The organism is Klebsiella sp. CB_Kp196, assembly GCF_040061575.1.
GTDB classification, from domain to species: Bacteria; Pseudomonadota; Gammaproteobacteria; order Enterobacterales; family Enterobacteriaceae; genus Klebsiella; species Klebsiella michiganensis.
Genome location: NZ_JBEAFH010000072.1, coordinates 1 through 24,398, shown reverse-complemented (window position 1 = coordinate 24,398; position 24,398 = coordinate 1). Strand labels below are relative to the sequence as shown.

21 protein-coding genes and 1 riboswitch are annotated in these 24,398 nt (G+C 54.7%); of the genes, 10 read left to right on the top strand and 11 right to left on the bottom strand.

Annotation, left to right across the window (positions count from 1 at the left end):
* Positions 1-113: 113 nt before the first annotated feature.
* Positions 114-887 (bottom strand): NAD(+) diphosphatase, encoded by a 774-nt coding sequence (gene nudC / locus ABLU87_RS25250; protein WP_004097667.1) that lies wholly within the window; start codon positions 885-887, stop codon positions 114-116.
* A 95-nt stretch (positions 888-982) separates the two neighbouring features.
* Between nudC and ABLU87_RS25245 the strand changes: the two genes are divergently transcribed.
* The 10 genes from ABLU87_RS25245 to ABLU87_RS25200 all read left to right on the top strand — a co-directional run bounded on the left by ABLU87_RS25245 (position 983) and on the right by ABLU87_RS25200 (position 9,750).
* Positions 983-1,480 carry an Rsd/AlgQ family anti-sigma factor gene (locus ABLU87_RS25245; RefSeq protein ID WP_014837106.1) on the top strand — a complete coding sequence of 166 codons (498 nt, stop codon included), beginning with the start codon at positions 983-985 and terminating at the stop codon, positions 1,478-1,480.
* 54 nt (positions 1,481-1,534) lie between these two features.
* Positions 1,535-1,648: riboswitch (TPP riboswitch) on the top strand.
* An 85-nt stretch (positions 1,649-1,733) separates the two neighbouring features.
* Positions 1,734-3,629, top strand: coding sequence for a phosphomethylpyrimidine synthase ThiC (thiC, locus tag ABLU87_RS25240; protein ID WP_014837105.1), 1,896 nt, complete (start codon positions 1,734-1,736; stop codon positions 3,627-3,629).
* Positions 3,629-4,264: a thiamine phosphate synthase gene (gene thiE / locus ABLU87_RS25235; protein ID WP_122117153.1), complete on the top strand. Its 636-nt coding sequence runs from the start codon at positions 3,629-3,631 to the stop codon at positions 4,262-4,264. The genes thiC and thiE overlap by 1 nt, the downstream gene beginning before the upstream one ends.
* Positions 4,257-5,012 (top strand): thiazole biosynthesis adenylyltransferase ThiF, encoded by a 756-nt coding sequence (thiF, locus tag ABLU87_RS25230; RefSeq protein ID WP_122117154.1) that lies wholly within the window; start codon positions 4,257-4,259, stop codon positions 5,010-5,012. The genes thiE and thiF overlap by 8 nt, the downstream gene beginning before the upstream one ends.
* The gene (gene thiS / locus ABLU87_RS25225; protein ID WP_122117155.1) at positions 4,996-5,196 is read left to right on the top strand and encodes a sulfur carrier protein ThiS; all 201 of its coding nucleotides are present in this window, start codon (positions 4,996-4,998) and stop codon (positions 5,194-5,196) included. Before thiF ends, thiS begins: the two co-directional genes overlap by 17 nt.
* 1 nt (position 5,197) lies before the next feature.
* Positions 5,198-5,968, top strand: a complete 771-nt coding sequence (gene thiG / locus ABLU87_RS25220) for a thiazole synthase (RefSeq protein ID WP_004097659.1) — start codon at positions 5,198-5,200, stop codon at positions 5,966-5,968.
* A complete protein-coding gene (gene thiH / locus ABLU87_RS25215) occupies positions 5,965-7,098 on the top strand; it encodes a 2-iminoacetate synthase ThiH (RefSeq protein ID WP_049102669.1) in 1,134 nt (377 codons plus the stop codon). The genes thiG and thiH overlap by 4 nt, the downstream gene beginning before the upstream one ends.
* A gap of 320 nt (positions 7,099-7,418) precedes the next feature.
* Positions 7,419-8,951 (top strand): sensor domain-containing diguanylate cyclase, encoded by a 1,533-nt coding sequence (locus ABLU87_RS25210; protein WP_122117156.1) that lies wholly within the window; start codon positions 7,419-7,421, stop codon positions 8,949-8,951.
* 172 nt (positions 8,952-9,123) lie between these two features.
* On the top strand, positions 9,124-9,429 hold the full coding sequence (locus tag ABLU87_RS25205; protein WP_004097653.1) for a PTS sugar transporter subunit IIB: 306 nt from the start codon (positions 9,124-9,126) through the stop codon (positions 9,427-9,429).
* A gap of 3 nt (positions 9,430-9,432) precedes the next feature.
* Positions 9,433-9,750 carry a PTS lactose/cellobiose transporter subunit IIA gene (locus tag ABLU87_RS25200; protein ID WP_004097651.1) on the top strand — a complete coding sequence of 106 codons (318 nt, stop codon included), beginning with the start codon at positions 9,433-9,435 and terminating at the stop codon, positions 9,748-9,750.
* A 43-nt stretch (positions 9,751-9,793) separates the two neighbouring features.
* Here ABLU87_RS25200 and dcuB read toward each other — a convergent pair whose 3' ends face one another.
* The 10 genes from dcuB to ABLU87_RS25150 form a co-directional block, all read right to left on the bottom strand.
* Complete coding sequence (dcuB, locus tag ABLU87_RS25195) at positions 9,794-11,134, bottom strand: anaerobic C4-dicarboxylate transporter DcuB (protein WP_064378463.1); 1,341 nt, start codon at positions 11,132-11,134, stop codon at positions 9,794-9,796.
* Positions 11,135-11,530: 396 nt separating this feature from the next.
* Positions 11,531-15,754: a DNA-directed RNA polymerase subunit beta' gene (gene rpoC / locus ABLU87_RS25190; protein ID WP_004097649.1), complete on the bottom strand. Its 4,224-nt coding sequence runs from the start codon at positions 15,752-15,754 to the stop codon at positions 11,531-11,533.
* 76 nt (positions 15,755-15,830) lie between these two features.
* On the bottom strand, positions 15,831-19,859 hold the full coding sequence (gene rpoB / locus ABLU87_RS25185; RefSeq protein WP_004097647.1) for a DNA-directed RNA polymerase subunit beta: 4,029 nt from the start codon (positions 19,857-19,859) through the stop codon (positions 15,831-15,833).
* A 325-nt stretch (positions 19,860-20,184) separates the two neighbouring features.
* Entirely contained in the window at positions 20,185-20,550 is a 366-nt protein-coding gene (rplL, locus tag ABLU87_RS25180; RefSeq protein ID WP_004097645.1) for a 50S ribosomal protein L7/L12, read from the bottom strand.
* A gap of 66 nt (positions 20,551-20,616) precedes the next feature.
* Positions 20,617-21,114 (bottom strand): 50S ribosomal protein L10, encoded by a 498-nt coding sequence (gene rplJ, locus ABLU87_RS25175; RefSeq protein ID WP_004097644.1) that lies wholly within the window; start codon positions 21,112-21,114, stop codon positions 20,617-20,619.
* 415 nt (positions 21,115-21,529) lie between these two features.
* Positions 21,530-22,234: a 50S ribosomal protein L1 gene (gene rplA / locus ABLU87_RS25170; protein ID WP_004097642.1), complete on the bottom strand. Its 705-nt coding sequence runs from the start codon at positions 22,232-22,234 to the stop codon at positions 21,530-21,532.
* Positions 22,235-22,237: 3 nt separating this feature from the next.
* A complete protein-coding gene (rplK, locus tag ABLU87_RS25165) occupies positions 22,238-22,666 on the bottom strand; it encodes a 50S ribosomal protein L11 (protein ID WP_004097640.1) in 429 nt (142 codons plus the stop codon).
* 153 nt (positions 22,667-22,819) lie between these two features.
* Positions 22,820-23,365, bottom strand: a complete 546-nt coding sequence (nusG, locus tag ABLU87_RS25160; RefSeq protein WP_002438628.1) for a transcription termination/antitermination protein NusG — start codon at positions 23,363-23,365, stop codon at positions 22,820-22,822.
* A 1-nt stretch (position 23,366) separates the two neighbouring features.
* Positions 23,367-23,750: a preprotein translocase subunit SecE gene (secE, locus tag ABLU87_RS25155; protein ID WP_004097638.1), complete on the bottom strand. Its 384-nt coding sequence runs from the start codon at positions 23,748-23,750 to the stop codon at positions 23,367-23,369.
* A 232-nt stretch (positions 23,751-23,982) separates the two neighbouring features.
* Positions 23,983-24,398, bottom strand: a 416-nt coding sequence (locus tag ABLU87_RS25150) for an EF-Tu/IF-2/RF-3 family GTPase (RefSeq protein ID WP_341272706.1), incomplete at its 5' end; no start/stop codon positions are given.

The following is a 24,398-nucleotide window of genomic DNA, read 5'->3' as shown; positions in this document are numbered from 1 at the left end:
GTGGATCGAGGCGGCAATTGAATGAACCCAAGGAGCTTACTCAAGTAAGTGACTGGGGTAAGTGAAAGCAGCCAACAAAGAGGCAATTTGAAGGATAAAGTATATGCAACATGTCACTCATACTCTGCCCGACACATCGCCACGGTATCTTCAATCAGACGGCGCGCCACGGTGCCCGGCGGCGGCAAAAGCGGCAGATTGTCATAGCGATACCATCCCGCCTCCAGCAGCTCTTTCTTGTCGATGACAATCTCGCCGCTATCGTACTCGGCCATAAACGCGGTCATCAGCGATTGTGGGAACGGCCAGGGCTGAGAGGTCACGTAGCGCAGGTTTTTCACCTTAATGCCGCTCTCCTCCATCACCTCGCGGGCAACGGTCTGCTCCAGGGTTTCGCCGACTTCGACAAACCCGGCCAGCACCGTATGCACGCCGTTACGATGGCGAGTATGCTGCGCCAGCAGGATAGAATCATCCCGACGGATGGCGACGATAATGCACGGGGCGATTTGCGGGTAGTAGCGTTCGCGGCAGTGGCTGCACAGCATTGCCCACTCGGTTTTGCTGGGGTGCATAGGATGGCCGCAGTAGCCGCAGAATTTGTGCGAGCGGTAGAATTCCGCCAACTGGATCCCGCGTCCCGCCAGTTGAAAAAGGCCAGCATCCTGATCGAGCACCTGACGCAGCGATCCCATCTCATGCCGGCGATCCTGGCGGACCAGCCACACCGGATCGCCCTGCCATTCTCCGATTCGCAGCGCGGGCTGCCCCGCAAGATTAAAATTTACCGCTTCGCCGTAGGGCAATTCTCCGTCGGGCAACCATAATTTCTGTTCGTGGCTGACGATCCACCAGCCGCGATCTAATTTTTCAATAATACGATCCATATCTATTGCACTACCTTTATTTTACTGGCACTTTTAACATTAAATTTACATTTTGGTGAGCAACGTATTTCTCTTAAAACCTTGCGGAGTCAACCATGTTAAACCAGCTGGAAAACCTGACGGAACGTGTTGGAGGCAGCAATAAACTGGTCGATCGCTGGCTACAAGTACGTAAGCATTTGCTTGTGGCTTACTACAACCTGGTTGGCCTGAAGCCCGGCAAAGAATCATTTATGCGGCTTAATGAGAAAGCGCTGGATGATTTTTGTCAAAGCCTGGTGGACTACCTCTCCTCCGGCCATTTTAATATTTATGAACGCTTTATCGGCGAATTGGAAGGCGATACGCCACTTTTAGCCGCCACTAAGATTTATCCACAGCTGCAGGCCAATACCCAGCAGATCATGGATTATTACGACTCCTGCCTCGAAAACGCCATCGATCACGATAACTACCTTGAGTTCCAGCAGGCGCTGTCGGACATCGGAGAAGCGCTGGAAGCGCGCTTTGCGCTGGAAGATAACCTGATCGCCCTCGCCGTCGCCCACAGCCGCAAAGACAACGTCAGCGACAATATCGCGCCGACCGCTTGAGTTGTGAGCCATTAACGCGTAGTTTACATACATTCCCCCTCACGGAGAGGGGATGTCATCTTGTCGGAGTGCCCATTTTCCACACTGGAAAAGGCTGAGACCGTTAATTCGGGATCCGCGGAACCTGATCAGGCTAATACCTGCGAAGGGAACAAGAGTAAACTGCGTTTAGCATCAGCCTCTTCAGGGCCGATCGCATCTGTTACTCCATCCGTCGTCTGGCAAGCCATATCCTGTTTAACTGGAATGAGCTATGTCTACAACCAAACTCACGCGTCGAGAGCAACGCGAACGCGCCCAGCGCTTTATCGACACCCTGGAAGGTACCGCATTTCCCAATTCGCAGCGCATCTATATCCCCGGTTCGCAGGAAGATATTCGCGTACCGATGCGCGAAATTCAGCTGAGCCCGACGCTTATTGGCGGCAGCAAAGATAATCCTCAGTACGAAGCGAACGAAGCTATTCCGGTCTATGACACCTCCGGCCCCTATGGCGATCCGCACGTCGCGATTAACGTTCAGCAGGGTCTGGCAAAACTGCGTCAGCCGTGGATTGATGCGCGCCGCGACTGCGAAGCACTCAGCGATCGCAGCTCGGCCTATACCAGAGAGCGGCTGGCGGATGATGGCCTTAACGAACTGCGCTTTACCGGCCTACTCACGCCCAGGCGCGCCATCGTCGGGAAATGCGTGACGCAGCTGCACTACGCCCGTCAGGGGATTGTCACCCCGGAAATGGAGTTCATCGCCATTCGCGAGAATATGGGCCGCGAGCGTATTCGTGGCGAAGTGCTGCGCCAGCAGCATCCGGGCGTTGGGTTTGGCGCGCGGCTGCCGGAGAATATCACCCCGGAGTTTGTGCGGGCTGAAGTCGCCGCCGGGCGCGCGATTATCCCGGCCAATATTAATCATCCGGAATCCGAACCGATGATTATTGGCCGCAACTTCCTCGTGAAGGTTAACGCCAATATCGGCAACTCGGCGGTCACCTCGTCGATTGAAGAAGAGGTCGAGAAGCTGGTGTGGGCAACGCGCTGGGGAGCGGATACGGTTATGGACCTCTCCACCGGCCGCTATATTCACGAGACCCGCGAGTGGATCCTGCGCAATAGTCCGGTACCGATCGGTACGGTGCCGATCTACCAGGCGCTGGAGAAGGTCAACGGGATCGCCGAAGATCTCACCTGGGAAGCCTTCCGCGACACGCTGCTCGAGCAGGCGGAACAGGGGGTGGACTACTTCACCATCCATGCGGGCGTGCTGCTGCGCTACGTGCCGATGACCGCCAGGCGCCTGACCGGCATCGTCTCCCGCGGCGGCTCAATCATGGCGAAATGGTGCCTGTCCCATCACAAAGAGAATTTCCTCTACCAGCATTTCCGCGAAATCTGCGAAATCTGCGCCGCCTATGACGTCTCGCTGTCATTGGGCGACGGCCTGCGTCCCGGCTCGATTCAGGATGCCAACGACGAAGCGCAGTTCGCCGAACTGCACACCCTGGGCGAACTGACCAAAATCGCCTGGGAGTATGACGTACAGGTGATGATCGAAGGCCCGGGCCACGTGCCGATGCAGATGATTCAGCGCAATATGACCGAAGAGCTGGAGCACTGCCACGAAGCGCCGTTCTACACCTTAGGGCCGCTAACCACCGATATCGCTCCGGGCTATGACCATTTCACCTCGGGAATTGGCGCCGCCATGATCGGCTGGTTCGGCTGCGCGATGCTCTGCTACGTGACGCCAAAAGAGCATCTCGGCCTGCCGAATAAAGAAGACGTTAAGCAGGGCCTGATTACCTACAAAATTGCCGCCCACGCCGCCGATCTCGCCAAAGGCCACCCCGGCGCGCAGATCCGCGATAACGCCATGTCGAAAGCGCGCTTCGAGTTCCGCTGGGAAGATCAGTTTAATCTGGCGCTCGACCCGTTCACCGCGCGCGCTTACCACGACGAAACCCTGCCGCAGGAGTCAGGCAAAGTGGCCCACTTTTGCTCCATGTGCGGCCCTAAATTCTGCTCAATGAAGATAAGCCAGGAAGTTCGCGACTACGCCGCCGCGCAGACCATCGAAGTGGGGATGGCCGATATGTCGGATAACTTCCGCGCCCGCGGCAGTGAAATCTATCTACGTAAGGAGGAAGCCTGATGTATCAACCCGATTTTCCATCCGTCCCTTTCCGTTTAGGGCTCTATCCGGTCGTCGATAGCGTCACGTGGATCGAACGCCTGCTGGCCGCGGGCGTTCGCACTCTCCAGCTGCGCATCAAGGATAAACGCGATAGCGAAGTCGAAGACGATGTGGTTGCCGCGATCGCCCTGGGGCGCAAATATGATGCGCGGCTGTTTATTAATGATTACTGGCGTCTGGCCATCAAACATCAGGCCTACGGGGTGCATTTAGGCCAGGAAGATCTGGAAACCACCGACCTCAGCGCCATCCGCAACGCCGGGCTGCGCCTTGGCGTTTCGACGCATGACGATATGGAAATTGATATCGCGCTGGCGGCGCGTCCCTCTTACATCGCGCTTGGGCACGTTTTTCCAACGCAAACCAAGCGGATGCCTTCCGCCCCTCAGGGGCTGGATCAGCTGGCGCAGCATATTCAGCGACTCGGGGATTATCCAACCGTGGCGATTGGCGGCATCAGCCTTGAGCGCGCCCCGGCGGTCCTGGCGACCGGCGTCGGCAGCGTTGCGGTGGTCAGCGCCATTACTCAGGCGGCCGACTGGCGACAGGCAACGGCCCGGCTGCTCGAGATAGCGGGAGCCGGTGATGAATGACAGCGATTTTATGCGCTATAGCCGCCAGCTGCTGCTGGAGGATATCGCCATTGAAGGCCAGCAAAAGCTGCTGGCCAGCCGGGTGTTGATCGTGGGTCTCGGCGGGCTGGGCTCTCCCGCCGCCCTCTATCTTGCCGGAGCTGGCGTCGGCACGCTGGTGCTGGTCGATGACGACGACGTGCACGTCAGTAACCTGCAGCGACAAATTTTGTTCACCAGCGAGGATATCGCTCAGCCTAAAACCACGGCCGCAAGGGCCCGGCTGGCTCAGTTAAATCCGCAGATTGAACTGATTACGCTGAAGCAGCGGTTAGGCGGAAAGGCCCTGCAGGATGAAGTGGCGAAGGCCGATGTGGTACTGGATTGCACCGATAACATGGCGACTCGTCAGGCGATCAACGCCGCCTGCGTCGCGCTTAAAACGCCGCTGATTACCGCCAGCGCCGTCGGGCTTGGGGGGCAGCTGATGGTACTGACTCCGCCGTGGGAGCAGGGCTGCTATCGCTGTCTGTGGCCGGACGCTAACGAGCCTGAGCGCAACTGCCGTACGGCGGGCATTATCGGTCCGGTGGTTGGCATGATGGGTACCCTACAGGCGCTGGAGGCCATCAAGCTGCTCGCCGGCATGATGGCCCCGCGTAACGCGCTGCGCCTGTTCGATGCCCGAACCAGCAGCTGGCGCACTCTCGCGCTCCAGCGGGCTCAGGGCTGTCCGGTATGCGGAGGGCAGCATGCGGATATGGTTTAACGATGAACCGTTGCAGTGCGCCGAAGCGATCTCCGTCGCCGATCTGCTCACGCAGCTGGAACAGCAGCAGCCGGGCGTCGCGCTGGCGCTCAATCAACGCATCCTGCCGCGTGAACGGTGGGAAGATCATCTCTTACAGGAAGGCGATCAAATCCTGCTTTTTCAGGTTATCGCTGGAGGCTGACATGTTACGTATTGCGGATAAAACCTTTGAGTCACATCTTTTCACCGGCACCGGTAAATTCGCCGCCCCCGACGTCATGGTGGAGGCCATTCGCGCCTCCGGCAGCCAGCTGGTGACGCTGGCGATGAAGCGCGTCGATCTCCGTCAGCATAATGACGCGATCCTCGCGCCGCTGCTGGCGGCCGGCGTTAGCCTGCTGCCCAACACCTCCGGCGCTAAAACGGCGGAAGAGGCGGTATTTGCCGCCCGCCTGGCGCGGGAGGCGCTGGGCACCCACTGGCTGAAGCTGGAAATTCATCCGGACGCCCGCTGGCTGCTCCCCGATCCGATCGAAACGCTGAAAGCGGCGGAGATTCTGGTACGGGAAGGCTTCGTGGTGCTGCCCTACTGCGGCGCCGACCCGGTGCTGTGCAAGCGCCTTGAAGAAGCGGGCTGCGCGGCGGTGATGCCGCTCGGCGCGCCCATCGGCTCCAATCAGGGGCTGGAAACTAAAGCGATGCTGGAGATTATTATCGCGCAGGCCACGGTGCCGGTAGTCGTTGACGCGGGTATTGGCGTGCCGAGCCACGCGGCGCAGGCGCTGGAAATGGGCGCTGACGCGGTACTGGTGAATACCGCCATCGCCGTTGCCGACGATCCGGTAACCATGGCGCGGGCCTTCCGTTTAGCGATCGATGCCGGCTTGCTGGCCCGACAGGCAGGCCCGGGCGCGCGCAGCGCGCAGGCGCAGGCCACCAGCCCGCTGACCGGCTTTCTGGAGGCGCGGGTATGAACACCTTCACTGACCGTTGGCGGCAGCTGGACTGGGACGATATTCGCCTGCGAATCAACGGGAAAACCCCCGCCGACGTTGAACGCGCCCTGGCGGCCAAACAGCTCAGCCGCGACGATATGATGGCCCTGCTTTCCCCCGCCGCCGCTGGCTATCTGGAGCCTCTGGCCCAGCGCGCTCAGCGCCTGACTCGCCAGCGTTTTGGTAATACCGTCAGCTTTTATGTCCCGCTGTATCTCTCTAATCTCTGCGCCAACGACTGTACCTACTGCGGTTTCTCAATGAGTAACCGCATCAAGCGCAAGACTCTGGATGAGGCGGAAATAGCCCGTGAATGCGCGGCGATCCGCGAAATGGGCTTTGAGCATCTGCTGCTGGTGACCGGCGAACATCAGGGCAAGGTCGGCATGGACTACTTTCGTCAACATCTGCCCGCGATTCGCCGCCAGTTCGCCTCGCTGCATATGGAGGTCCAGCCGCTGGCGATGGAAGAGTATGCCGAGCTGAAAACCCTCGGTCTGGACGGGGTGATGGTCTATCAGGAGACCTATCATGAAAGCATGTATGCGAAACACCATCTGAAAGGGAAAAAGCAGGACTTCTTCTGGCGGCTGGATACGCCGGACAGGCTTGGGCAGGCGGGGATTGATAAAATTGGCCTTGGCGCACTTATTGGCCTTTCCGACAGCTGGCGGGTGGACTGCTTTATGGTGGCGGAGCATCTGCTGTGGCTCCAGCAGCATTACTGGCGCAGCCGCTACTCCATCTCCTTCCCACGACTGCGGCCTTGCGCGGGGGGTATCGAGCCCGCCTCATTAATGGATGAACGGCAGCTGGTGCAAACTATTTGCGCTTTCCGCCTGCTGGCTCCGGAAGTGGAACTCTCGCTCTCCACCCGCGAATCCCCCTGGTTCCGCGATCGGGTGATCCCGCTGGCCATCAACAACGTCAGCGCCTTTTCGAAAACCCAGCCCGGCGGGTATGCCGATAACCATCCGGAGCTGGAGCAGTTCGCGCCTCACGATGACCGCCGCCCGGAAGAGGTCGCCAGCGCGCTGGTGGCCAGCGGTCTACAGCCGGTATGGAAGGATTGGGACAGCTGGCTGGGACGCGCCTCCCAATCGTCATGATAACGAATGTAATTTCTTAAACGTTCTTCATGCACGATCGTAATAAGAGAAACGGGAGATTGTGGCCCTGTTCCCGTTTCTCTATTCTGCCCCTGTCAGCAGCGGACGCTGACCAAGGCGAATATTCACTCTTCCTCCTTTTCGCCCTGCTCCCGCCTCTTTGCGGCAACGGTAATTCCATCAATATCGAATATTAATCAGTCCATATCACAACGTCAGCGTTATAATTACCGGAGTTTTATCTGATTCGCTCAGCAGGCATGCTGGCTAAACCTGCGTCTCCACCCACGGTTTAACGCTTCTGGAACGATTTACGACTCATGGCTCGTCATAATAGAAAGCTCTCTTTCACCACGCCGATTATCATCGGATTTGCGGGTATTTTATTCAGCTTCTTGCTGATAGCGATGTTTGCCACGACGACGCAGAGGAATGATTTTCTCGAAGATTATCATCATATTAATCGCAATTTTACCCACAATATGGCGACCAACTACACGGAGACGCTGCTGCAGGGCAACGACTTTATCCTCACCCGTGCCGCCACTTTCTTTGCCCGCAACGATGCGCTGAATGAGGCGGTTAACGTCAATCCGGAAAAAGGGTTGATGCAGCTCATGCAGTTGCAAAATATGATGCAGACCGTTTCGTCCATCTCGCTGGCGGATACCAATGGGCACTATCTGCGCGCGCCCGAGGTTCTGGAAACCGAAGATAGCCAGTCCTTCGATGCCAAAACAAGGCCGTGGTTTATTAAGCAAGCGGAAGCCAGTACCTTCAGTCGGTATACCAGCCCGTACAACGACTACTTCACGCATCATCCGACGATTACCGTCTACAAACCCATAATTTCTCCAGAGGGACGGCTAAAGGGCAGTCTCGCGTTTCATCTCGATCTCACCTCAATGGGCTACGCGTTACGGCAGATGGTTGCACCGGTCCAGGGGGAATTTTTTGTGGTGCAACGCGATGGTAAAGTCATTCTCCACCCCGACCCCGGCGCTTTATTTAAACCCTACGTCAGTGAAGCCTTGATGGACAGAATGACCAGCGGCGAAGGCCAGCTTTACGATACCAATACGGACACCTGGTACTATTACTACTCCTTTACCAACCCCGACTGGTTTGTTATTTATCGGGTCGATAACTCGACGCTGGTCAACTTAACGCGCCATGAAACGGATATCGTCGCCTGGAGCTTTGCCCTGGCCGCGATCGTTATCGTGCTGTTTGGACTGTATCTGCGCCATGCTTCACGTACGGTGTTGATGAACATCATCAATGCGATTAAAACCGGGGATGTTCAGCGCGCCCCGCGGCTGGAAGCGATGCTCAGCAAAGCCATCGAGAGCAATAAGCAGCGCGAGTTAACCTACGTTCGCCAGGCGACCATCGACGCGCTAACCGGCTGCAAGAACCGCCGCGCCTTTGACAGCGATATCGCCGCGCTGATGAACGATCATCAGCCCTTCTCTCTTGCGCTGGTTGATATTGATAACTTCAAAACGATAAACGACACCTGGGGTCACCTCAACGGCGATATCGTACTGCGCAATGTCGCCCGGGAAGGGCTGCAAATCCTCCAGCCCCTGCAAATTTCGCTTTACCGCTACGGCGGCGAAGAGTTTGCGGCGATCTTTACCACCGGACATAGCGATGACGCCCTGATGTTGCTGGAGAGCTGGCGGGCCCGCGTTGCGCAGCGCTCCTGGCGTGAAGAAGGGCTAACGGTCACCTTCAGCGCGGGACTGGGGGAATGGAATATGGAGCCCCTGGAGCAGCTTGTCGTACGCGTTGATGAAGCGCTGTATAAAGCCAAGCAGCAGGGCAAGAATCGCATCGTCCGCGCTTAACAGAGCCCACCGTTTCAGGCCTGTCGGACGCGGCTTTTAGCGTTTTCTCCCCCAGAACCGAAACCGGTTTCATTATTTTGTGATGACTTACACACAATCACCGTAAAGCGGTTGTCCCGCCCGCCTGCCCGCGATAAAGATGGTACATCAAGGAACATAAGGGCCAACAATTATGAAGAATATCGTTTTATGCTGTGCCGCAGGAATGTCCACCAGCATGCTGGTTCAACGTATGCAGGCCGCTGCGCAACAAAAAGGCGTGGAAGTCTCCATCAAAGCCGTACCGGTTGCCGAGTTTAAAGATAATCTTGCCGCTGCCGATATTATCCTGCTCGGCCCTCAGGTGAAGTACGAGCAGGCCAAGCTACAGGCAATGGCCGACCCGTTTGGTAAAAAAGTCGCCGTCATCGATATGATGGATTACGGCATGATGAAAGGCGATGCCGTGCTTGATAAAGCCCTGAAGCTGATGGAGTAAGAGATGGAAGATTTAGAAACGATCATCATGGAGCTGCTGGTTAACGCCGGTTCTGCGCGCAGCTCGGCGTTAACCGCTCTGCAGCTGGCGCGTAAAGGCGATTTTGCTGCGGCCGAACAGGCAATGGCGGAATCCCATGAATTCGTCAAGCATGCGCATAAAATCCAGACCCAGCTGATTGGCATGGATGAAGGCAGCGGCAAGCTTCCGGTTAACCTGATTACCGTACACTCTCAGGACCACCTGATGAACGCGATGGTCATTCAGGATCTGGCTACCGACATGATTGAGCTCTATCGCCGAATTCCGCTCGCACAATAACGTCAACGACTTAACAGGCGCCGCTACCGGCGCCCGTATCCTCTTAAAGAAATCCGTACATCGCCGCAAATACCCAGCCAAAGACGCAAGAGACGCTGACACCGATGAGCCCTGGCAGAATAAAGCTATGGTTAATCACAAAGCGGCCGATATGCGTGGTACCTGAGCGGTCGAACTGAATCGCCGCCAGATCGCTTGGGTAGGTCGGCAGAATGTAATAGCCGTAGCAGGCGGGCGCGGAAGCGACGATGTAGGCCGGATCGACGCCGATCGCCAACGCCACCGGAACGATCGCCGCCAGCGCAGCCGCCTGGGAGTTGACAAACTTCGATACCAGCAGCAGAACGATAGCGTAGGCCCACGGGTACTCCTTCACCATCTCCCCGAGCACGCCTTTAATCTCGGTCATGTGCGCGCCGAACATCGTTTCCGCCATCCACGCGATGCCGTACACGGCAACGATAGCGATCATCCCGGAACGGAACACCTCATTTTTGGAGATCGAAGCCGGATTCGTTTTCGTAATGATGATGATGAGCGCCCCGGAGAGCAGCATAAACATCTGGATCACCAGCACCATCGACAGCGGCTTACCGTCGAATGCCGGACGCAGTTCGGAGAAGGCGCCGAGCAGGGCGACAACCGCGATTGAGGCCAGAAAAATCCACATCGCAATCCAGTTGCTGGTCGGAAGCTTTCTATCCAGCAGCGTGGCCGTGTCCCCGTACACGTAGTGACGGTTTTCCGGTACCGCAATAAAGGCCTGGAAGGTTTCGTCTTTATCGAGGTCTTTGCCGCGAAACCAGCTGAAGATACCAATGGCCAGAATCCCCAGCAGCGTGGACGGAATGGTTATCGCCAGCAGGTCGAGAAATTCAAGGTGCTTGCCGTTAAAGGTAAAGTTGCCAAGCATTGCCACCAGCGAGACAACCGCCACGGAAACCGGGCTGGCGATAATCCCCATCTGCGCGCCGATCGAGCTGGCGGCCATGGGTCGCTCCGGACGGATGTTATTTTTGATAGCGACATCATAAATAATCGGCAGAATGGTATATACCACGTGCCCCGTGCCGCAAAGAATCGTCAGCGTACAGGTGACGAATGGCGCGACGATCGAGACATATTTCGGGTTTCGCCGCAGGAGTTTCTCGGCAATCTGCAGCATCACGTCTAAACCACCAGAAGCCTGCAGCGTCGCCGATGCCGCCACGACGGCGATAATGACCAGCATGACATCGACGGGCGGTTTTCCAGGCTTCAGGTGAAAAACAAAGACCAGGATAACTAGCCCAATGCCGCCTAAAAGACCGAGCGCAATGCCGCCCTTTCTCGCACCATAGAACAAACACATTAAGATAATGATAAGTTGTATAGCAAATTCCATACATCCCCCAGAAGCTATCCATTAAATAACGACAATACTCTCCGCTTTGTTTTTATTAGTTCACCTCCTCCATCGCCTTTTAACAGGCGTAACAATCCCCTCGGCTGCGGTAAACCGAAAAGAACCGGGAAAGTAATCACATGATTATTTTAGTTTTTTGACTATATAGCGTTTGCGGTGCTTATTTTTTGACACGCGTAGAATTTTCACCCTTTCATTGAAGATGAAAAACAGTCATGGAAATAAATCATTATAGGAGTGGTTTATATTTGCTAATTAATTGCAGCTATTACATCAATAAAATGTAATAAAAAAGTAGACGGAATAAACTGGCAGGCAATAAAAAAGCCAGTCAGGTGACCTGACTGGCTTTTTGAGCGTTTAGCGAATCAACGATTAATCGTTGTCAGAACCGCCCAGACCCGCGTTCAGCAGTTCTGCCAGGTTAGCAGAAGCTTCTTCCACGCTGACCTGCGGCGCTGCTGGCAGTTCGCCCGCTGCGCGACGGCGCATACGATCCTGGTGGTACGCATAACCGGTACCGGCCGGGATCAGACGACCCACGATAACGTTCTCTTTCAGGCCACGCAGTTCGTCGCGTTTACCCGCAACGGCTGCTTCGGTCAGGACACGGGTGGTCTCCTGGAACGATGCGGCAGAGATGAACGATTCGGTTGCCAGGGACGCTTTGGTGATACCCAGCAGATCGCGGGAGAATGTTGCACCCACTTTGCCGTTCGCTTCCAGATCGCGGTTAGCAATCTTAACGCGAGAGTATTCAACCTGTTCGCCTTCCAGGAAGTCGGAGCTACCGGCGCTTTCGATGGTCGCTTTACGCAGCATCTGACGAACGATAACTTCGATGTGCTTATCGTTAATCTTAACGCCCTGCAGACGGTATACGTCCTGAACTTCGTTAACGATGTAACGAGTCACAGCATGCACGCCACGCAGACGCAGAATGTCGTGCGGCGCTTCCGGACCGTCGGAAACCACGTCACCACGTTCTACGCGTTCACCTTCGAACACGTTGAGCTGACGCCACTTAGGAATCATCTCTTCGTACGGATCGCTACCGTCTACCGGGGTGATAACCAGACGACGTTTCCCTTTGGTTTCTTTGCCGAAGGAAATGATGCCGCTGATTTCAGCCAGGATTGCCGGCTCTTTCGGACGACGCGCTTCGAACAGGTCGGCAACGCGCGGCAGACCACCGGTGATGTCCTTGGTACCGCCGGATTCCTGCGGTACACGCGCCAGGGTGTCACCAGAACTGATCTGGACGCCATCTTCCAGCTGAACAATCGCTTTACCCGGCAGGAAGTACTGCGCAGGCATATCGGTGCCAGGGATCAGAACGTCATTGCCCTGAGCATCAACGATTTTCAGCGCCGGACGCAGATCTTTACCGCCAGTGGTACGCTCTGCAGAATCCAGAACCACCAGAGAAGACAGACCGGTCAGCTCGTCGGTCTGACGAGTAATGGTCTGGCCGTCAATCATGTCAGTGAAGCGGACAAAACCACTCACTTCGGTGATAACCGGCATGGTGTGCGGATCCCAGTTTGCTACGGTTTCACCGCCGGCAACCTGCTCGCCATCACCTTTCGCCATAACGGAGCCGTAAGGCACTTTATAGCTCTCTTTGGTACGACCGAATTCGTCGATCAGCTTCAGCTCGGTATTACGGGAAGTAATAACCAGCTTACCGCTGGAGTTCACAACCGACTTCGCATTGCTCAGACGGATGCTACCTTTGTTTTTCACCTGGATGCTGGACTCAGCAGCCGCACGAGATGCCGCACCACCGATGTGGAACGTACGCATCGTCAGCTGTGTACCCGGCTCACCGATGGACTGTGCCGCGATAACGCCGATAGCCTCACCTTTGTTGATGATGTGGCCACGCGCCAGGTCACGACCGTAGCAGTGCGCACATACACCAAAGTCGGTGTCACAGGATACAACGGAACGCACTTTGACGGAGTCAACGGAGTTCTCTTCCAGCAGATCGCACCAGTGCTCGTGCAGCAGCGTGTTGCGTGGAACCAGAATGTCCGCCGTACCCGGCTTCAGAACGTCTTCAGCGGTCACACGACCCAGTACGCGATCGCGCAGCGGCTCTTTAACATCGCCACCCTCGATAACCGGGGTCATGGTGATGCCTTCCAGGGTGCCACAGTCGTCTTCAGTCACGACCAGGTCCTGCGCAACGTCAACCAGACGACGAGTCAGGTAACCGGAGTTCGCCGTTTTCAGTGCGGTATCCGCCAGACCTTTACGCGCACCGTGCGTGGAGATGAAGTACTGGAGTACGTTCAGACCTTCACGGAAGTTCGCGGTGATTGGCGTTTCGATGATGGAGCCATCCGGCTTCGCCATCAGACCACGCATACCGGCAAGCTGACGAATCTGTGCAGCAGAACCACGCGCACCGGAGTCGGCCATCATGTAAATGCTGTTGAAGGAGACCTGCTGCTCTTCTTCGCCGTTACGGTTAATAACGGTTTCAGTTTGCAGGTTGTCCATCATCGCTTTGGATACACGATCGTTCGCCGCGGCCCAGATATCGATAACTTTGTTGTAGCGTTCGCCAGCGGTAACCAGACCCGACTGGAACTGCTCCTGAATCTCAGCAACTTCCGCTTCCGCTTCGCTGATGATCTCGTATTTTTTCTCCGGGATGACCATGTCATCGATACCAACGGATGCACCTGAGCGCGCTGCATAAGCAAAGCCGGTGTACATCGTCTGGTCCGCAAAAATAACGGTCGGTTTCAGGCCCAGAATACGGTAGCAGGTATTCAGCATCTTAGAGATGGCTTTCTTGCCCAGCGCCTGGTTGACGATGGAGAAAGGCAGACCTTTCGGTACGATCATCCACAGAATGGCGCGACCAACGGTCGTATCTTTCAGGCTGGTTTTCGCAACGAACTCGCCGTTTTCATCTTTTTCGTATTCGGTGATACGCACTTTAACGCGCGCATGCAGAGAGGCCAGGCCAGCGCGATAAATACGCTCAGCTTCTTTCGGGCCAGTCAGCACCATGCCTTCGCCTTTGGCGTTAACACAGTCACGGGTCATGTAGTACAGACCCAGTACAACGTCCTGAGACGGAACGATGATTGGTTCGCCGTTCGCCGGAGACAGGATGTTGTTGGTAGACATCATCAGCGCACGCGCTTCGAGCTGGGCTTCCAGCGTCAGCGGTACGTGAACAGCCATCTGGTCACCATCGAAGTCGGCGTTGTATGCCGCACAAACCAGCGGGTGCAGCTGAATAGCTTTACCTTCGATCAGTACCGGCTCAAATGCCTGGATACCCAGACGGTGCAGGGTTGGTGCACGGTTCAGCAGTACCGGGTGTTCGCGGATCACTTCGTCCAGGATATCCCAAACGACAGCTTCTTCACGCTCAACCATTTTCTTAGCGGCTTTGATGGTGGTGGCGAGGCCACGCAGTTCCAGCTTGCCGTAGATGAACGGTTTGAACAGCTCCAGCGCCATTTTCTTCGGCAGACCGCACTGATGCAGACGCAGGTATGGACCTACGGTGATAACAGAACGACCGGAGTAGTCAACGCGCTTACCGAGCAGGTTCTGACGGAAACGACCCTGCTTACCTTTGATCATATCGGCCAAAGATTTCAGAGGACGTTTGTTAGAACCGGTGATCGCACGACCGCGACGACCGTTATCCAGCAGGGCGTCGACCGCTTCCTGCAGCATACGTTTTTCGTTGCGTACGATGATGTCCGGCGCAGCCAGATCCAGCAGACGTTTCAGACGGTTGTTACGGTTAATGACGCGACGATACAGATCGTTCAGGTCAGAAGTCGCGAAACGACCGCCATCCAGCGGAACCAGCGGACGCAGATCTGGCGGCAGAACCGGCAGAACGGTCAGGATCATCCACTCCGGCTTGTTGCCAGACTGTACGAACGCTTCCAGCAGTTTGATACGCTTGGTCAGCTTCTTACGCTTGGTTTCGGAGTTGGTTTCGTTCAGCTCTTCGCGCAGAGTTTCGCACTCTTGCTCCAGATCCATGCTCTTCAGCAGGGCCTGGATAGCTTCCGCACCCATCTTCGCGTCAAATTCGTCACCGAACTCTTCCAGCGCATCCAGATACTGTTCTTCAGTCAGGATCTGCTGGCGTTCCAGGTTGGTCATACCGCCTTCGATAACCACATAGGATTCGAAGTACAGCACGCGTTCGATATCGCGCAGCGGCATATCGAGCAGCAGGCCGATACGGGACGGCAGAGACTTCAGGAACCAGATGTGGGCGGTCGGAGACGCCAGCTCGATGTGGCCCATACGCTCACGGCGCACTTTAGTCTGGGTCACTTCAACGCCGCACTTCTCACAGATCACACCGCGGTGTTTCAGGCGCTTGTACTTACCGCACAGGCACTCGTAGTCTTTTACTGGCCCGAAAATACGCGCACAGAAAAGGCCGTCACGCTCAGGTTTGAACGTACGGTAGTTAATGGTTTCCGGCTTTTTAACTTCACCAAAAGACCATGAACGGATCATGTCTGGCGATGCCAGAGCAATTTTGATCGCATCAAACTCTTCGGTTTTAGTTTGCGCTTTCAGAAACTTTAATAAGTCTTTCACGGATTTGCTCCCGTCGGAGTTAGCACAATCTGGCGCCGGGTCTTACCCCGGCACCAGTGACCTGTTTGAGCGAGAGTTACTCGTCTTCCAGTTCGATGTTGATGCCCAGCGAGCGAATCTCTTTCAACAGTACGTTGAAGGATTCCGGCATGCCCGGTTCCATCTGATGGTTGCCGTCCACGATGTTCTTATACATCTTAGTACGGCCGTTCACGTCATCAGACTTAACGGTGAGCATTTCCTGCAGGGTGTATGCTGCGCCATATGCTTCCAGCGCCCACACTTCCATCTCCCCGAAGCGCTGACCACCGAACTGCGCCTTACCACCCAGCGGCTGCTGAGTAACCAGGCTGTAAGAACCGGTAGAACGCGCATGCATCTTGTCATCAACCAGGTGGTTCAGTTTCAGCATGTACATGTAGCCAACGGTAACCTGGCGCTCGAATTGCTCACCGGTACGACCGTCGAACAGGGTGATCTGGCCGGAAGTCGGCAGGCCACCAAGCTGTAACAGTTCCTTGATTTCAGACTCTTTCGCACCGTCGAAGACCGGCGTTGCGATCGGCATACCTTTTTTCAGGTTTTCAGCGAGACGCATAACTTCTTCGTCAGTGAAGGTATTCAGATCAACCTTCTGACGCACGTCGGTGCCCAGATCGTAGGCACGCTGGATGAATTCGCGCAGTTTGGCGACTTCCTGCTGCTGTTTCAGCATGGCGTTGATTTTCTCGCCAATACCTTTCGCAGCCATACCCAGGTGAGTTTCCAGGATCTGACCGATGTTCATACGAGACGGTACGCCCAGCGGGTTCAGTACGATGTCAACCGGCGTGCCGTTTTCATCGTAAGGCATATCTTCGATCGGGTTGATCTTAGAGATAACACCCTTGTTACCGTGACGGCCTGCCATTTTGTCACCAGGCTGAATCTGACGTTTAACGGCCAGATACACTTTGACAATCTTCAGCACGCCCGGTGCCAGATCGTCGCCCTGAGTGATTTTGCGGCGTTTCGCTTCGAGTTTTTTCTCGAACTCGTGTTTCAGTTCGTCGTACTGCTCAGCCAGCTGTTCCAGCTGATTCTGTTTCTCTTCGTCGGTCAGGCCCAGTTCCAGCCAGCGATCGCGCGGCAGCTTATCGAGCTTCTCAGCTTCGATACCGCCGGAGACCAGCACCGCGTAGATACGACCAAACAGGCCAGCTTCGAGGATCTGCAGTTCTTCAGACAGGTCTTTCTTCGCCTGTTTGAGCTGCATCTCTTCGATTTCCAGCGCGCGTTTGTCTTTTTCTACGCCGTCGCGGGTAAAGACCTGAACGTCGATAATGGTACCGGAGACACCGTTTGGTACGCGCAGGGAAGAGTCTTTAACGTCAGACGCTTTCTCACCGAAGATCGCACGCAGCAGTTTCTCTTCCGGCGTCAGCTGGGTTTCACCTTTCGGCGTTACCTTACCAACCAGAATATCGCCACCGGTCACTTCCGCGCCGATATAAACGATACCGGATTCATCCAGTTTAGAGAGCGCAGCTTCACCCACGTTCGGGATGTCGGCGGTGATCTCTTCCGGCCCCAGCTTGGTGTCACGAGACACGCACGCCAGTTCCTGAATGTGGATGGTGGTAAAACGGTCTTCCTGGACAACGCGCTCGGAAACGAGGATGGAGTCTTCGAAGTTGTAACCGTTCCACGGCATGAACGCGACGCGCATGTTCTGACCGAGCGCCAGTTCACCGAGGTCGGTAGACGGGCCGTCAGCCAGCACGTCACCGCGCTCAATCGGCTCACCCAGAGAGACACACGGCATCTGGTTGATGCAGGTGTTCTGGTTAGAACGGGTGTACTTGGTCAGGTTATAGATGTCGATACCGGCTTCGCCCGGGTACATCTCGTCTTCGTTAACTTTAATAACGATACGGGAAGCATCCACGTACTGAACGGTACCGCCACGTTTAGCGACCGCAGTTACACCGGAGTCAACGGCAACAGCACGTTCCATACCGGTACCAACCAGCGGCTTATCAGCGCGCAGAGTCGGAACGGCCTGACGTTGCATGTTCGCACCCATCAATGCACGGTTGGCGTCATCGTGTTCCAGGAACGGGATCAGGGACGCACCGACGGATACCACCTGCTGGGTGGATACGTCCATGTAGTCAACCTGGTCGCGGCTGAACAAGCTGGATTCGCCTTTACTACGGCAGGTAACCAGATCTTCTACAAAGTGGCCTTCGTCATCCAGGTTGGAGTTCGCCTGAGCAATAACGTAGTTGCCTTCTTCGATAGCAGACAGGTAATGAATTTCGTCGGTTACAACACCGTCAGTCACTTTACGGTACGGGGTCTCGAGGAAACCGTATTCGTTCGTCTGTGCGTACACGGACAGGGAGTTAATCAGACCGATGTTCGGACCTTCAGGCGTTTCGATTGGACATACGCGACCGTAGTGGGTCGGGTGTACGTCTCGAACTTCAAAGCCTGCGCGTTCACGGGTCAGACCGCCCGGGCCGAGTGCGGAGATACGACGTTTGTGCGTAATCTCAGACAGCGGGTTGTTCTGGTCCATAAACTGAGACAGCTGGCTGGAGCCAAAGAACTCTTTCACTGCCGCAGAAATCGGCTTGGCGTTGATCATATCCTGAGGCATCAGGGTATCCAGATCGCCCAGAGACAGACGCTCTTTCACCGCACGCTCTACGCGGACCAGGCCAACGCGGAACTGGTTTTCCGCCATTTCGCCAACGGAACGGATACGACGGTTGCCGAGGTGGTCGATATCATCGACTTCGCCTTTACCGTTACGGATATCGATGAGCTTCTTCATCACTTCGATGATGTCTTCTTTGCTCAGGATACCGGAACCTTCGATTTCGTCGCGCAGCAGAGAACGGTTGAACTTCATACGACCTACCGCGGACAGATCGTAGCGGTCTTCGGAGAAGAACAGGTTCTCGAACAGGCTTTCAGCCGCTTCACGAGTCGGCGGCTCACCTGGGCGCATCATGCGGTAGATTTCTACCAGCGCGCTCAGACGGTCGTTGGTCGGGTCGACGCGTACAGTCTCAGAGATGTACGGACCGTGATCCAGATCGTTGGTGAACAGCGTTTCGATACGCTTATGGCCTGACTGGCTCAGCTTGGCCAGCAGATCCAGGCTCAGCTCCATGTTCGCCGGGCAGATCAGCTCGCCAGTAGATTCGTCAACATAGTCTTTAGAGGCAACTTTGCCAGCGATGTACTCAACCGGAACTTCGATATGTTTGATATCGTCTTTTTCCAGCTGGCGAATGTGACGTGCGGTGATGCGACGCCCTTTCTCAACGTACACTTTACCGTTCGCTTCGATGTCGAAGGAGGCCGTTTCGCCGCGCAGACGCTCCGGTACCAGTTCCATCTGCAGCTTGTTATCGCGAATTTCAAAGACCACTTTCTCGAAGAACAGGTCAAGGATCTGCTCAGTGGTGTAATTCAGCGCGCGCAGGATGATGGTAGCCGGCAGCTTACGACGACGGTCGATACGGACAAACAGGTTGTCTTTCGGGTCGAACTCGAAGTCCAGCCAGGAGCCACGGTAAGGAATGATACGTGCGTTATACAGGACCTTACCGGAAGAGTGGGTCTTACCTTTGTCACTGTCAAAGAAGACGCCCGGGCTACGGTGCAGCTGAGAAACGATAACGCGCTCGGTACCGTTGATAACGAAGGTACCGTTGTCGGTCATGAGCGGAATTTCGCCCATGTAGACTTCTTGTTCTTTAATGTCTTTAACGGTGCCTTCCGGCGCTTCGCGCTCGTAGATCACCAGACGCAGTTTGACGCGCAGCGGTGCCGAGTAGGTCACGCCACGGATCTGACATTCTTTAACGTCAAAAACCGGTTCGCCCAGACGGTAGCTGACGTACTGCAGCTCAGAGTTACCGCTGTAGCTTTTGATCGGGAATACGGAACGGAAAGCTGCTTCCAGACCATACTGCCCTTCAGGATCTTGCTCGATGAACTTCTGAAACGAGTCAAGCTGGATAGAAAGGAGATAAGGTATGTCCAGAACCTGCGGACGTTTACCAAAATCCTTACGAATACGTTTTTTCTCGGTATAGGAGTAAACCATAGGGTTCCTCAGCTCGCTGACAAGTCGACCCATCTGCCCACATAAGGCAGTTTTTTATGCAACACTATTTTGTTGACCGGAAAATGGAACACTTTCCGCAATACCTGTTTCTATCACGCTTAAACCATTTCATTGCGATTTACACAGCTCAGGAGCCCTAACCTGTCGCAGTATATTAAGTCGTCTATAGAAACAAGCATTGTCAGGACAACCAGTAGTCAAACAGTGTGAAATTCTACTGGCGCCTTACAGCGCAAAAAGGCTGGTGACTAAAAAGTCACCAGCCATCAGCCTGATTTCTCAGGCTGCAACCGGAAAGGTTGGCTTATTTAACTTCAACTTCAGCGCCAGCTTCTTCCAGAGATTTTTTCAGTGCTTCAGCGTCATCTTTGCTCACGCCTTCTTTCAGAGCGGCCGGAGCAGATTCTACCAGGTCTTTAGCTTCTTTCAGACCCAGGCCAGTTGCGCCACGTACTGCTTTGATAACGGCAACTTTGTTAGCGCCGATACCTTTCAGAATTACGTCGAATTCAGTTTTTTCTTCAGCAGCTTCAACCGGGCCAGCAGCTACAGCTACAGCAGCAGCAGCGGAAACACCGAATTTTTCTTCCATTGCAGAGATCAGCTCAACAACGTCCATTACGGACATAGCGGATACTGCTTCAATGATTTGATCTTTAGTGATAGACATTTAAATTGTTCCTGAATATCAGAATAAGTTTATACGTAAGCGAATGCTTTACAAAGACAACTGCGATTAAGCAGCTTCTTTCGCATCGCGTACAGCAGCCAGAGTGCGAACCAGTTTGCCAGCCGAAGCTTCTTTCATGGTTGCCATCAGGCGTGCAATTGCTTCTTCGTAGGTCGGCAGAGTTGCCAGGCGGTCGATTTGCGACGCCGGGATCAGCTCACCTTCAAAGGCTGCGGCTTTGACCTCAAATTTTGCATTCGCTTTCGCGAACTCTTTGAACAGACGAGCGGCAGCGCCCGGGTGTTCCATAGAGTATGCAATCAGGGTCGGACCAACAAACGTGTCTTTCAGGCACTCGAAAGGAGTACCTTCAACGACGCGGCGCAGCAGGGTGTTACGAACAACACGCATGTATACGCCAGCTTCACGACCTGCTTTACGCAGTTCAGTCATTTTGTCTACAGTCACGCCACGGGAATCCGCAACTACTGCAGACAGCGCGCCTTTGGCTACTTCGCTGACTTCAGCAACAATCGCTTGTTTGTCTTGAAGATTTAAAGCCATTAGCTTTGCTCCTGGATGTTTGCCAGAGCTCATGCTCCGGAACTCACTTCACTCTACTCAAAGAGAAGAGCGTCTTAATACGGTGAGCAGAAACAAGCCAGAGTATCCAAAAATAATCTTAGCGTTCTGTCACCGTCTACGCAGGGCATTAAGTCTCTTGCGAAACACCTGCGGTCTTCGACGGAGGCCTGGATAGGCCAGGCTCCAACGAACAAATCTTGTCTATCCGTCGCTATTCAATCTGTGGCGGCATTGACTGCCTTCGTTCACACCAGTCACATAGTTAACTATGCTCCAGGCGATTCACTCATTTGTCGCCTTGCCACAGCCTGAATATCTCGGCTATACGTCTGCTATAAGCAGAATACGTGGGGGTAAGATTGTAGACAAATTCACCGCCCACGTAAAGCTAATCTTAGTTCGCAGAAGCGCTCAGACCAGCCTGATCAACGGCAACGCCAGCACCCATGGTGGTGGAGATGCTGATTTTCTTGATGTACACGCCTTTAGCCTGAGTCGGTTTTGCTTTTTTCAGCGCAACCAGCAGAGCTTCCAGGTTTTCTTTCAGTTTATCAGCGTCAAAATCCACTTTACCGATGGTGGTGTGGATGATGCCGTTTTTGTCGTTACGGTAACGAACCTGACCTGCTTTAGCGTTCTTAACAGCTTCAGCAACGTTCGGCGTTACGGTACCCACTTTCGGGTTTGGCATCAGGCCGCGCGGACCCAGAACCTGGCCCAGCTGGCCAACAACGCGCATTGCATCCGGGGAAGCAATAACAACGTCAAAGTTCATTTCGCCTTTTTTGATCTGGTCAGCCAGATCTTCCATACCTACCAGCTCTGCGCCAGCAGCTTTAGCTGCTTCAGCGTTCGGGCCCTGGGCAAATACGGCTACGCGAACTGAACGGCCAGTACCGTGCGGCAGTACGGTCGCGCCGCGGACGTTCTGGTCAGATTTACGCGCGTCGATGCCGAGGTTAACGGCAACATCAACGCTTTCAACGAACTTAGCAGTAGCCAGTTCTTTCAGCAGAGAGATGGCTTCGTTGATGTCGTACTGTTTGGTCGCATCAACTTTGTCACGAATCACGGACATGCGCTTGGTCAGTTTAGCCATTTCTTAGTCCTCCACTACCAGGCCCATGGAACGTGCAGTACCTTCAATGGAGCGAGTCATCGCTTCAATGTCGGAACCAGTCATGTCGGCAGCTTTGGTCTGCGCGATTTCCTGCAGCTGAGCGCGGGAAATTTTACCTACTTTGTCTTTGTTCGGTTTACCGGAACCAGACTTGATACCAGCCGCTTTTTTCAGCAGAACTGCTGCCGGCGGAGTTTTGGTAACGAAGGTGAAAGAACGGTCAGCGTAAACGGTAATAACAACCGGGATTGGCAGACCTTTTTCCAGGGATTCAGTTTTTGCGTTGAACGCTTTGCAGAATTCCATGATGTTCACACCCTGCTGACCCAGTGCTGGACCAACCGGCGGACTCGGGTTTGCCATACCAGCTGCAACCTGCAGCTTGACATAGGCTTGTACTTTCTTAGCCATGTAAATTTCCTCGTTTGGGTGTAGCGCCTAAAAAGGCTCCCCGTGATAAATATCGCTTTATGGGAATCAGACCCATAAAAACAAAAGGCGCGAAATTGTATGTCAATTCCGCGCCTCATGCAACGATTAAAACGTTGCTTTTTTGATCGGCTGTTAGGCTTTTTCTACCTGAGCGAAGTCCAGCTCAACCGGCGTCGCACGACCGAAGATAGAAACGGACACTTTCAGACGAGACTTCTCGTAGTCCACTTCTTCAACCACACCGTTAAAGTCGGCAAATGGACCGTCGCTAACGCGAACCATTTCACCCGGCTCAAACAGCGTTTTCGGCCGCGGCTTATCGCCAACCTGCTGCAGACGGTTCATGATCGCGTCGACTTCTTTGTCGCTGATCGGTGCCGGACGGTCAGATGTACCGCCGATGAAACCCATCACACGCGGTACGCTGCGCACCAGGTGCCAGCTCGCGTCGTTCATCACCATCTGGACCAGCACGTAGCCCGGGAAGAATTTGCGTTCGCTTTTACGACGCTGGCCACCGCGGATTTCGACCACTTCTTCGGTCGGCACCATGACTTCGCCAAACAACTCTTCCATATTGTGTAATTTGATATGTTCACGCAACGAGGTAGCTACGCGACCTTCAAAACCGGAAAACGCCTGAACGACGTACCAGCGTTTTTTAGGAGCTTCAGACATCTCAGAACCTCAGGCCAGTGATAAAGGATACCAGGCGAACCAGAATACCATCCAGTCCCCACAGGATCAGTGACATTACGGCAGTCACTGCGGCAACAATCAGCGTGGTATGCAACGTTTCCTGGCGAGTCGGCCAGATCACCTTGCGGACTTCGGTTCTCGCTTCACGAGCGAAGGCGACTGTCGCCTTACCTTTTGTCGTTAACAGCGCGACACCGCCCGCTGCAGCGATCAGAATCACTACAGCCAGCGCACGCACTGCCAGCATAATGTCACGATAAAGGAAGTTGCCGACGATGGCCACAACCAGCAGCACGACTACGATTGTCCACTTCATCGCTTCGAGGCCGCGCCCGCTCCCTTGAGCTTCGGTATTCGCACTCATAAACCAACCTGTCACAAGAATTCAGACAAATAACTTCACCCCGCATGAAATGCGAGGCGACCAAACCGAAATGCTCTGCTGCGTTTCGGACTTAACGCCCTCTTCAGAGCCTGTCTCAGCAATGATTATGACCCAAAAAATCACTGATGAGCCAGGTTCTGGTGTGAAAGCGTGCAAAAAGGGCATCAAATGATGCCCTTTTATTGCGCATTGCGTCAAATGTTATCAGCAATTAGCCGAGAACTTTAGCAACCACGCCCGCGCCAACGGTACGGCCACCTTCACGGATTGCGAAACGCAGACCGTCGTCCATCGCGATCGGGTGGATCAGGGTAACAACCATTTTGATGTTGTCGCCCGGCATTACCATCTCTACGCCTTCCGGCAGTTCGATGGTGCCAGTCACGTCAGTTGTACGGAAGTAGAACTGCGGACGGTAGCCTTTGAAGAACGGAGTATGACGGCCGCCTTCGTCTTTGGACAGAATGTACACTTCAGATTCGAACTTGGTGTGCGGCTTGATAGAACCCGGCTTAGCCAGTACCTGACCACGTTCGATTTCTTCACGCTTGATACCACGCAGCAGAACACCGACGTTCTCACCAGCACGGCCTTCGTCCAGCAGTTTGCGGAACATTTCAACGCCAG